Source organism: Labilibacter marinus, assembly GCF_001659685.2.
Taxonomy (GTDB): domain Bacteria; phylum Bacteroidota; class Bacteroidia; order Bacteroidales; family Marinilabiliaceae; genus Saccharicrinis; species Saccharicrinis marinus.
In genome coordinates, this window is the sequence record NZ_LXYE02000019.1 from 215,269 (window position 1) to 227,172 (window position 11,904).

Consider the following 11,904-nt stretch of genomic DNA (forward strand, 5'->3'; position numbering starts at 1 on the left):
TAATAGATTAACGATGATGTATTCGCTTATTTCTTAATCAATAACCAAACCCCCTCGTACTGTGAATTTCTTTTTTCAAGGGCTAGCTCTTTAAAAGCCTCATCTTTATCATAGAAGCCTTTGTACGACACTTTATAGAAATCTTGATTTACACCTCTACTACGCACAATCACTTCTGAATCAAAACCTTGCTCTTTAAGCTCGTCTTTGTACTTAATCGCATTTGCCTCTTTCACAAAACTTGCAGCAATTAAAAAGTACTTATTATCAGGTTTTGGAGGAACTACCACAGGCTTTGGTTTCTCCACTACTTTTACCGTGTCCTTATTTACTACAGGCTTTGGTTTAATCGTTTCCTGCTTTACCTTTTTCTTAGGCTCTTCTTTCTTCTTACCACAACCAACAAATGTTATCGATAAGACAATGCATATAAATATTGCTCTGTACATCATAGTTTCTTAAAATGATATATGATCTTATTTTACTAGCGTAAGATAATTCTTTTTGCGAGTATAAAAAAAGAGAAACCTACTGGCTTCCCTTTTTATATTACCTTAATAGTTGTAGAATATTGTTACTCAACAAATTTATACCCTACTCCTTTAATTGTTTTAATATGGTTTTGCCCAATTTTCTCTCTTACCTTTCTGATGTGCACATCGATGGTTCTATCTCCCACTATAATACTATCACCCCAAACAGAATTGTAAATTTCATCACGTGTAAAAACCTTATCTGGCTTGGAGGCTAAAAGCATAAGTAGCTCAAATTCCTTTTTAGGAAGTACCAACTCCTCTCCTTTATTAATAATGATGTATTTTTCTCTATCGATAACTAAATCACCAATTTTTATCACATCCGACTTTTCCTCAGGAGCACTTCCATTCTCAGGATTATACCTTTTTAGCAATGCTTTTACCCGAGAGATTAGCACCTTTGGCTTAATTGGTTTTGAGATATAATCATCAGCACCAGCATCAAAACCAGCTATCTGAGAATAGTCTTCTCCACGTGCTGTTAAAAAGGCAACAATGGTATTTTTTAAAGATGGTATTCTTTTTATTTCTTCACATGTCTCAATGCCATCCATTTCAGGCATCATAACATCTAAAATTATTAACTCTGGAATTTCTTTTTTTGCTATTTCTATAGCCTCACTTCCGTTTTGAGAAGTAATTACTTGAAATCCTTCCTTCTTAAGGTTGTAACTAACAAACTCCAAAATATCGGGTTCGTCATCAACTAATAAAATCTTAAAATTATCAGCTTCTATCATATTTAAAGCATTTGAATTCGGTGGGAAAGGTACATAAATGATTCATTTCTGCACTTTTCAATTGTTAACTGATTGTAAATATAAAGTTATATTATTTATAATTCCCAAAAACCAAGCCTTAAATGACTAGGCTTTAGCTTTATCCAACGTTATGGTAAAACTTGTTCCACTACCAAAAGTACTGGTTACATTAATGGTTTGATTATGCGCTTCTATTAGATGTTTTACTATGGCCAAGCCTAAACCTGTACCTCCTTGCTCTCGCGATCTACTTTTATCGGCCCTATAAAAACGCTCAAATATTCGGGGTAAATCAGAGGCTTTAATACCAATTCCATTATCCTTCACCTCAATCAAGTAACGATTATCCATATCGTAATAGTTGATAGTGGTTTTTCCTCCTTGCTTACCATAATTAATGGAATTAACTACCAAATTACTAAACACTTGAAACAAACGCTGTTTATCACCATTCACCATCAATTGCTTTTCGCCTGCTTTATTTAAACTGAGTTCTATATTTTTATCCGTAGCCCTAATTTCTTGCAAATCAAAAACATCTTCAATCAATTGAAAAACATTAAATCCATCAGAATTAATCTCTAATTCTCCTGCCTCCAGTTTTGATATTGCTTCTAAATCCTCAATAATGGTAATCATTCTATCAATACTTTTTTCTGTACGATTTAAATACAACATATTGATATCTGCATCATCAATTCCTCCATCCAGCAACGTAAGTATATATCCCTGAATATTAAAAATAGGTGTTTTTAGCTCGTGCGATACATTACCTAAAAACTCCTTTCTATATTTCTCCATCTGCTTTAGCTGCTGAATCTCCTTGGTTTTTCCTTGCATCCAATCAGCCACTTCCCTATTAACTTCTGCAAACGGATCTTTATCATTATCTGGCTCATCACCAGTGGTAGATGGTTTAAAATGATGGATTGTCTTATAAATGGGTTTTACTTTAGACTTTATAAAACTATTGATAAAGTAACCAGCATACAAGCTATACAAAACCAATAATATGGGTATAGATATCACTAAAGAGATAATAATATCAGACGAAAAATAATTAACCAGAAAAAATAGAATTGTAAGAAAAAAATAAATAGAGGTGGATAAAGCAGTTAGTTTCTTTGAAGTAATATTTTTCATATGTTTAAAATTAGCAAAACCTTAACAACAAACGCAAATTTTAATCAAGCTCCTGTGTGCCTATTAATATCTGCTCTGGCCATGCCAGTTTCATTTTACAATTTCTATTTGTCAGGTCATACCATGACCAAATTAATGAAAACAAAATAATGCCAATAATATAGAACTGACAAGTTACGAAGGTAATTTTTACATTATATTTTACCCGCAAGTGTTACTAAATTATTAAAACGTTAATAAAAGTAGGTCTTTTAGCTTTTTAGGTATTTCCAAATTATATTTGCAGCTCAATAAATAAAATTGAATGGATTACCTATATTTTATAATAGTTGTATTATTAGCCCTAGGTATTGTTGACCTGGTAGTTGGAGTTTCGAATGATGCTGTGAATTTTTTAAACTCAGCTATTGGTTCCAACGTGGCTAAGCGACATTATATTTATATAGTTGCTGGAGCAGGCTTATTGCTAGGCGCTGGTTTTTCAGGAGATATGATGGAAGTGGCCAGAAAAGGTATTTTCTATCCTGAGAACTTTTATCTCAATCAGTTATTGGTGGTATTTCTAGCCGTTATGATAACCGATATCATATTAATAGATCTTTTTAACACCTTTGGATTTCCTACCTCAACAACCATTGCTATTGTATTTGAACTATTAGGTGGGGCCTTAGCCATGGGACTTATTATTATAAGTGGCGAAAATCCTGACGGTTTGGTAATAACCGATCTAATCAACACACAACGAGTATTGGTAATTTTAGCAGGTATTACAATATCCATCATACTTGCGTTTGCAACAGGCTCACTGGTTCAATTTGTTGCACGTAATATTTTCACCTTCAGATATCGTGGAAGATTTAAAATTATGTTCTCATTAGCAGGAGCAATTGCACTTACCTCTATTGTCTTTCTTCTGCTCAAAAAAGATATCGCATTTGCTAATTACTTAACAGGCTATATAGATCTATTGGTTCACGAAAGTCTAGCACTGGTACTTTTAGTGTTCTTCGCAATCGCTTTTACTTTATTTACATTGCTAGCTTATGTGTTTAATGCAGACATTCCTAAAATTGTAGTGTTTTGCGGAACGTTTGCCTTAGCACTATCATTCGCAGCTAACGACCTTGTTAACTTTATCGGCGTTCCTCTATCCGCTTTTGAAGGCGTTAATGTATTTAAGCAATCAGGACTTAGTAATCCAAGTATGCTGTTGATGAATATTTGGCAAGGAGGCGTTTTAAATAACACACTTTGGGAGAGTAGTTCGTACCGCCTCATATATTTTGCTTCAGGTTTAATTATGGTGATCACTCTTTTTTATTCAAAAAAGGCAAGAACTGTAACCAATACGGAATTATACTTAGGAAAGCAAGATGCTGGTCAAGAAGAATTTGAACCATCACAACTATCGCGAACTTTAGTTAAAAGTTTTTTAAGCTTATATAATTACACCAGAAGAAACATGCCTGTTAAATGGGTAGATTTTTTTTCTAACAGATATGAGCGTAACATTGAGGATGCTGAACAGGACTCGGATGCCGCCGTAGTATATTTTGACACAGTTAGAGCTAGCGTTAATCTAGTAGTTGCAAGTATATTAATTACCATCGGCACCTATTTACATTTTCCACTATCCACCACTTTTGTAGTTTTTATGGTAGCCATGGGCACTTCATTGGCAGATCAGGCCTGGGGTAGAGAAAGTGCTGTATACAGAATCTCTGGAGTTTTATCCGTTTTAGGAGGATGGTTTATTACAGCCAGTGCAGGTTTTGTTGGTGCGTTTATAATTACCGTATTTATTTGGTGGGGTAATATTTACGCAATAATTCCACTCTTAATAGCAGTTTGCATCGTTATATACCGAACCAACACAATACATAAAAAAGCTAGGCTACAGCGTATAGAACTTAAGGATGAAAGAACTAAACAGATTGCCAGCGACATTGACAATTTATTAGATGCGGGCAATGAAAGAATAAGAAAACACATTCTTGAAACATCTAAAATATATATACTCATCATTCAAGGGTTTGTTGAAGATGATGAAAAACAAGTAAAGGAAACTTGCGAAAAAAGTAAGTATCTACAAAAAGTATCCAAATCGATAAAGCGAGATTTATTCAATAGCTTTTCTAGCATGGATACTGAAACTTTTGATTCGGGCCATTACTTTATACAGGCCATTGATTATTTGGGAGAGCTTTCTAATACTTTAATTCAGATTGCTGAACCTATTTACAACCATATAGAGAATCAACACAAAGGTTTATCTGACACACAGAAAGAAGATGTATTATTACTTTTGGAAGAAATTATGAGCTTCTTCAACTTCTTGGTTCATATTGAAAAAGAAAAACGTTTCAGCTCGGTACCTGAGATGGTTGAAAAGCAAAAGTACATCGTTGCACTAATTGAGGATTTAAGAACTAAACAGATTAAAAGAATCATGGATGGTGATGGTAAAACGCGCTCTAGCATTCTTCTCTTAGAATGTTATGCGGAATCTAAAAACCTCATCCATTATACACTAAACCTACTTAAGTCGCATCGCGATTTCCATACCAATACAATTAGCAGATAGTTGATATTAGTATAGTCCACTAAAGCTTACTGTATTTTGGTATGATGAAATGCATATAAAATACCTAAATATTTCAGAAAACACGTTTCACTTTTACAAAAACTAGACAACGAAAATAGGTAATAAAGCTTCAATACTTTGTTAAAGTTACTGCAGTATTATTAAAATGTTAACTGGTCTATTTTTTAACATTGTATTTTATCAGATAAAACACATACACTACTCAATATCAACCCACTTCACTCTTTCCTACATTAATCAATACTTCATATACCCTTAATATTTACTTATCGGTTCCATCACAGTCAAGACATATTTTTGCTGGCGAGTTTTAAAGTAATAATTACAAAACAAAGCACTCATTATACAATTTCAACCTTATACACACGGGAAGGAAAATTAATGAGTCTCGAATGCAAAAAGAAATAAAAATGAGACAGAAGTTATTTGCTGTAGTTATGTTCTTAATGGTTGGAATGGGAACAGGAATTGCACAGCAAGGTTTTTTAAAAGGGAAAATCACCGATAAAAACACAGGTGAAGAACTAGTAGGAGCAGCAGTAGTTATTGATGGAACCACAACTGGAACCATTACTAACTTCATGGGAGAATATATTATGCCAGCACTTGACGCTGGTACATATACAATAAGAGTGCAGTATATTTCATACGATCCTATAGTATTTAACGACGTAGTTATTACAGCAGGTAAAGAAACTGAATTAAATATTCAACTAGCTGAGGCTACCATGGATATTGCAGAAGTAGCAGTTGTTGCTAAAGCAAACCGAGAGTCTGAGAATTACCTAATGATGGAACAAAAGAAAGCCTCTATCATTAAAGAAAGTATTGGAGCAAAAAGAATGGCAACATTAGGTGTTTCCGATGCTTCTGATGCTACTTCAAAAATATCAGGAGTTACTAAAAGTGAAGGTTCTGGCGATGTATATATTCGTGGTCTTGGAGACCGTTACTTAACCACAACTCTTAACGGATTACCTGTTCCTTCTGATGATGTGGAGAAGAAAAACATTGACCTTAACTTGTTTGGAACGGGTGTAATAAAAAACGTTGGGATTAGTAAAACATACAGTCCGGATGGTTATGCAGATCAAACATCAGGTATTGTTGACATCAGCACAAAAACGACTGCCCGTAAAGTAACTTTAGGTGTTGCAGGAGGCGCAAACACAAACGTATTTACAAATGGTGTTTTCAGTGACTTTAAGGCCTCTCAAAACTATAACGACCAAACTTTAGGTTATTATAGCGCTCCATACAATACCAAAGATGCAATCACTCAGCAAAGCTGGAATACAACTACAAAAAAAATGCCTTTAAATTATGGTGTTTCTTTAGCAGGAGGTGGTAAAGTAGATAAACTATCATTTTTTGGTTCTCTTTCTCAGACAGCTTCATCAGATTATTACATAGGTGAGTTTAAGAGTTATCGTTCCAATGTATTAAACACATCCTTTGATGATGTAGAGCAATTTCAAACAGAGTATAATACAACAGCATTAGCGAGCCTAACATACGATTTCGATATCAATAATATATTATCATTCAATAGCCTCTACGTTCACAAAACAACAGATATCAATTACGAGCAAGGAAGAAATGGGAATGGTTTTGTATATGATCAGGATCCGAAAGAAACTGAAGCATTTGTGAGAGATCAAAACCTTAAGCAAACAAGTATTTTTGTCAATCAACTTTTGGGTACACATACTTTAGGTAATAATACAGTGAAATGGGCCTTGGGATACAACACGGTAAATGCCGAAGAGCCCAATCGAATTCGTAACGAGGCAAATATGTATAACTCGTACAACCAATTCGCTCACGTTGGAGATTTCCAACAAAGGAAATCAACTCAAGGAATAAATGATAACGAGCTTAACGGATACCTTAAGGATGAAATTAAAATTATTGACGAGGACAATAAGTTAATAAAGGTTGATGTAGGTGCAAATTTCAGAAATAAGTCAAGAGACTTTAATTCTTTATTTGTTGGAGTTAAAGGTAAAGGTGTTCAGTTTGAATCCATCGACAATATGGATGAAGTTCTTTTAGATGAAGAACTTTACAATAATGGTTCGTTACAAATAAAAAATAGAAATTCCGACTTGTATAACGCAGATCTTTCGGTTTATAGTGGGTTTGCCAACTTTACTTACGATGTTAATAAATTAGCTATCAACATTGGTGCACGTTATGAAGTTGACAAAATTAATGTAGCATGGGACGTGGCTAACTATATTAACCCTGAAACTGGAGAAAGTCGCATTGGCTCAGTTACCAACAATTATAATAATTTTTTACCAGCGCTCAATTTAAAATATAATTTAAACGACAAGAGTGCACTTCGTTTTGCTACAAGCAAAACAATAACATTACCAGAATTTAAAGAAATAGCTCCTTTTGAGTACGTATCTCCGACGGGTCGTGTTACTAAAGGTAATCCGAATCTACAAAAATCGGACAACTATAATTTCGATTTAAAATATGAGATGTTCCCATCAAGAGGACAACTAATATCTGCTACAGCTTTCTATAAAATTATTAACGATCCTATAAATATGACTCAAACGAGAGGTTCATCTGGTTACTTCTACTATGCAAACACAGGTGAGCAGGCCAATATTTATGGTTTCGAGGTTGAAGGAAGATTTGATTTAATTAAAGCTGAAGAAGATGGCCAGCCAAGCTTAGGCTTAGTTTTTAATGCTACCAAAATGTGGTTTGAGCAAGATTTGCTGAAAGAATTTCAATACAATAACAAAACAAACTCTGATTTACAAGGTGCTTCTGACCTTATACTTAACGGAAGTTTAACTTTTAATAATCATAAACCTAAAGAGTTTATATCAACTTTGAGTGCAAACTATTCGTCGGATAAAATTTTTGCACTTGGTGCACCAGAAGACTATACTAACAGTGATAGATATTTTAACAATGAAATTATAGAAAAAGGGTTTGTAACAGTTGACCTAGTGTTGATTAAAAAGGTTTCCGAAAGAGTTTCATTGAAATTTACAGGTAAAAACCTCTTAAACCCAACCATTGAGCAGACTCAAGTTATTGAGCCTTTATCGCGCCCTAGCTCAACCGCTATAGTACAATCATACAAAAAGGGTATAAGCCTAAATTTAGGCGTAAAAATTAATTTGAACTAAACTATTATTTAAACAAAAACGAAAATGAAAAAGTTATTATTTTTAAACTGGCTTTTATTAGGAGTATTAGTAGCACCATTACTAACAAGTTGTGATGATGATGATAATCCAGATCCAAAACCTGAGTTACAACCAGGTAAATATACTTTCAACTCTGGTTTACAAGATGCTGCTACCGTTGACGTATCGGGGTGGACTTGGACAGAAGCTTCTTTAAGCGATGATCCTACAACTGAAAATTTAGAAGGAACAATTACAGATAACGTAACATTGGATGCTAATGTTAAATACAAATTAACCGGAGCATATATCGTTCCTGAAGGTTTAAAACTTACTATTCCTGCAGGTACAGAGATTGAAGTAATAGTTGATGCTAACACGGAAGCTACTTCTGTATATATCGCAGTTATGATGGGTGGAACAATTGACATCCAAGGAACAGCTACTTCACCTGTTGTAATGTCATCAAAAACCGCTAAGCCAGGTGACTGGGGTGGTTTAACCATTTGTGGTAAAGCTGTTACCACTGCAGGAGAGAATGCAGAAGCAGAAGTTGGTGGTTTTAGATACGGTGGAACTGAGCCTACTGACAACTCAGGTTCTGTAACTTACCTTGTTATTAAAGGAACGGGTGCAGCTATCAACTCTGAATCTCAATATAATGGTGTTTCTTTATACGCTGTAGGTTCAGGAACAACTTTTGAGAACATTGCCGTGATTAACGGTGCAGATGATGGTATCGAATTCTTTGGTGGATCAGCCATAGTAGAGAATATCTACCTTGTAGATAACGAAGATGATGCTGTAGATTGGACAGAAGGATGGGATGGTTCTGTAAAGAACACCTACATCAAACATAACATTGATGGTTTTTCTACTGCTTTTGAAGCAGATAAAGACAATGCAAACCCAATGTTCACTAACGTAACTTGTATTTCTTCTACTGGAGGAACTGCTCTACAATTCAAAAAAGAATCAGGAGCTACAATAACTGGTCTTTATATTGATGGTTATGATGTTGAATTGGATATGAAAGATGACGGGCCAACTGCAAATGTAATAGTAGAAGGTTCACCAGCTGATGTTACTGGTATTCCTGTTGAATAATTCAACGTATTACTGATAAAATACAAAAGGGGCTTGCACGTTTGCAAAGCCCCTTTTTATTGATTTGGAAAAACAGAAATTTCTTATTGTATTTATTATAATCTAGCGCGCCACATTAGGCCTAGGACCATTAGATCCAATTGTATACTTGTCGTTCTGACACCCATTATGCAACCAAACTAAAGCAGCACTTCTTGTACTAAAAACTTGATATTTGTAATCCTCCATATTACTTATTTTGGTATATATCAAAGCTAAGGCAGTATCTAAAGGTCTTTTCATAACCAAGGCCACTCTTAACGAAGAATACTTTCCAAACATCTTAGCATTCTCCTCAAATATCCTATATAACTGATTGGGTTTTATAGATAAGGCTCCATCTGTAGCATCAATTAGTATGTTCAGATCACAAGGGTAAGTCTCACATACCCTAAGGTCATATATAAAATTAATAATCTCACTTTGGCTTACATCACCAATAAACCTTGCATCAACATGTGCACTGTTATGATTATAATTAAACGACACCATAATATTTTCATTTTGAGTAGGCGGTTTGGTTTAACCACATACGTAATTAAAAACTAATTTTCATTCTATACTTTTTATTAAACTTTAAAATTGTTGTTGTTGTGTCGATATAATTAAACAGCAATTAAGCGGTTTTACTTCTCTTTCCTTTTTTAAGTTTTCTATCAATTGAGATTATCTGAGCCTCTTTATAATCATATGTTTTTACAATATCAGCAAGTTTCTGAGCAGTCTCTAACAGCGAATGCGAAGTAGCACTTAATTCCTCACTCGAAGCAGCATTTTCCTGAACTACCTTACTTAGTTCTTGTACCGATGAATTAACTTGGTTTGCACCAATATTCATTTCTTGACTTGCAGCAGCTACCTCAGAAACTAATTCAGAAGATCTTGATGTTTCTTTATCCAATTTACCAATCTCTGCCATAACCTGATTAACTTTAAAAACTCCCTCTTTAGCTAATTCTGTAATTTGCTTAGCCGACTCACTTGAAAGTTCAGCTAATTTACGCACCTCTGTTGCTACAACTGCAAAACCTTTACCTGCAGCACCAGCTTTTGCGGCCTCAATAGACGCATTTAACGCCAATATATTTGTTTGTCCCGCAATTTGCGTTACAGCCCCCACTTCAGCATTAATTTTATTCATTAAAACAACAGCCTCCTCAACCCCTTTATAAGATGAGGAAAGCTGTTTATTTGCATTTAAACTTATATTCTTGGATTCCTGGGCATTGTCAGAATTATTCTGAATATTAGCAGTCATCTCTTCTATTGAAGATGAAATTTCTTCAATACCACTAGCTTGTTCCGTGGCACCATTACTAATACTCTGAGAACTTGAATTAATATGAGCGCTCGAATTTAATAGCGTTGTAGAACTGGTATCTAAATTAGACATTAATCCTCTATTAGAAACAATTAATGCTTGCATAGAATCAACAATCTCTTTTATCTCATATTTTTCATTAAAATATTTTGGGTCGATATTAACCGTCAGGTTTTTATTACTCATTAATTTAATCACATGCGTTAAATGCTGAATAGGATCCTTTACCTTTTTTGATAATAAGAAGTAACTACTTAATATCATTACAATGGCAACAGGTACAGCCCAAGCTAGATGAATAAGCCCTTTTTGACCAACCGTGAAAGCAAAACATGCAATTGATGCAATAACGAATAAAAATACAGAACCGATTAATAAAACAAACGTGCGTTTGAATGCCATATATAACAAGCCCCAACATAAAACTGCTGCCAGCATAATAAGCACATTACCCAAAATAAAAATATCCATAATATAAAGTTTTAAAATAGTATCAGACTGATAGGGCTGAACCAAAAGCCACCAAATACTGTGGGTGAATTTCCACTTCTGGCGTAATCAGTTTAAATCCCTTTTCCATAAAGACTTTTTGAAGCGTTTTATGGTTAGCAACACCCCCAGTTAAGAAAACTTCTCCGCCCTTTTGTAATTCTCTTGGCAAAAGTTTTATAGCCTGAGTAGCTACATATTCATATAAACCTCTTAATATAGCTTTACGTTTTTCATCCGAAGCCTGTATTAATGCAGATACCACATTGGTTACCGCAAATATTCCGCAAGTAGTATTTATAATCTCTCCACTTTCGGCTTCGTATGCCAAATTATCTAATGTTTCAAATGTAAATGATGAATTGGTTTGTTTCCATCTTTCAAGAATTTGGACTAACACCATACCTGTACCAGCACCACAACTTTTATTGGTATTTATCCAAGGAGAAGAATTCATGTCAGCAAAGTTCAGAATCTTAACATCCTGAGTTCCTATGTCCATAACAAGCAACTCTTCGCGGCTTTTAAAAAGCTTCTGACACGAATTTATTAAAGCGTTCATTTCAGTGGTTTGGCGGTGAACCATTTCTTTAAAGATTGGATTATCACTTCCTACACCAGCAACGCCTAGCATTACTGGTTTGGTTAAATTGATTTTACCTGTAATTTCGGATAATAATCCGGGATAATCAATACCTGAAGCAAAAAGTCCTTGCTGAACTACCTCATCAAGCTCATCGAGCAA

General features: G+C 34.5%; 9 protein-coding genes. 3 read left to right on the plus strand and 6 right to left on the minus strand.

What is annotated here, in order from left to right; genetic code table 11:
- Positions 1-26: 26 nt before the first annotated feature.
- The 3 genes from A8L32_RS08985 to A8L32_RS08995 all read right to left on the minus strand — a co-directional run bounded on the left by A8L32_RS08985 (position 27) and on the right by A8L32_RS08995 (position 2,440).
- Positions 27-452 (minus strand): SPOR domain-containing protein, encoded by a 426-nt coding sequence (locus tag A8L32_RS08985; protein ID WP_083631242.1) that lies wholly within the window; start codon positions 450-452, stop codon positions 27-29.
- Between the two features lie 122 nt (positions 453-574).
- Positions 575-1,276: a response regulator transcription factor gene (locus A8L32_RS08990; RefSeq protein WP_075590447.1), complete on the minus strand. Its 702-nt coding sequence runs from the start codon at positions 1,274-1,276 to the stop codon at positions 575-577.
- 126 nt (positions 1,277-1,402) lie between these two features.
- Positions 1,403-2,440 (minus strand): sensor histidine kinase, encoded by a 1,038-nt coding sequence (locus A8L32_RS08995; RefSeq protein WP_075590448.1) that lies wholly within the window; start codon positions 2,438-2,440, stop codon positions 1,403-1,405.
- 304 nt (positions 2,441-2,744) lie between these two features.
- Between A8L32_RS08995 and A8L32_RS09000 the strand changes: the two genes are divergently transcribed.
- The 3 genes from A8L32_RS09000 to A8L32_RS09010 all read left to right on the plus strand — a co-directional run bounded on the left by A8L32_RS09000 (position 2,745) and on the right by A8L32_RS09010 (position 9,310).
- A complete protein-coding gene (locus A8L32_RS09000) occupies positions 2,745-5,024 on the plus strand; it encodes an inorganic phosphate transporter (RefSeq protein WP_075590449.1) in 2,280 nt (759 codons plus the stop codon).
- 431 nt (positions 5,025-5,455) lie between these two features.
- Complete coding sequence (locus A8L32_RS09005; RefSeq protein ID WP_158027217.1) at positions 5,456-8,203, plus strand: TonB-dependent receptor domain-containing protein; 2,748 nt, start codon at positions 5,456-5,458, stop codon at positions 8,201-8,203.
- A gap of 24 nt (positions 8,204-8,227) precedes the next feature.
- Positions 8,228-9,310 (plus strand): hypothetical protein, encoded by a 1,083-nt coding sequence (locus A8L32_RS09010; RefSeq protein WP_075590450.1) that lies wholly within the window; start codon positions 8,228-8,230, stop codon positions 9,308-9,310.
- A 102-nt stretch (positions 9,311-9,412) separates the two neighbouring features.
- Here the strand turns inward: A8L32_RS09010 and A8L32_RS09015 are convergent, their stop codons facing one another.
- From A8L32_RS09015 to A8L32_RS09025, 3 genes are all read right to left on the minus strand, one after another.
- Positions 9,413-9,841 carry a hypothetical protein gene (locus tag A8L32_RS09015; RefSeq protein ID WP_075590451.1) on the minus strand — a complete coding sequence of 143 codons (429 nt, stop codon included), beginning with the start codon at positions 9,839-9,841 and terminating at the stop codon, positions 9,413-9,415.
- A gap of 124 nt (positions 9,842-9,965) precedes the next feature.
- Positions 9,966-11,141, minus strand: a complete 1,176-nt coding sequence (locus A8L32_RS09020) for a methyl-accepting chemotaxis protein (protein ID WP_075590452.1) — start codon at positions 11,139-11,141, stop codon at positions 9,966-9,968.
- Between the two features lie 22 nt (positions 11,142-11,163).
- A partial coding sequence (locus tag A8L32_RS09025; protein WP_158027218.1) for a BadF/BadG/BcrA/BcrD ATPase family protein occupies positions 11,164-11,904 on the minus strand: 741 nt, incomplete at its 5' end.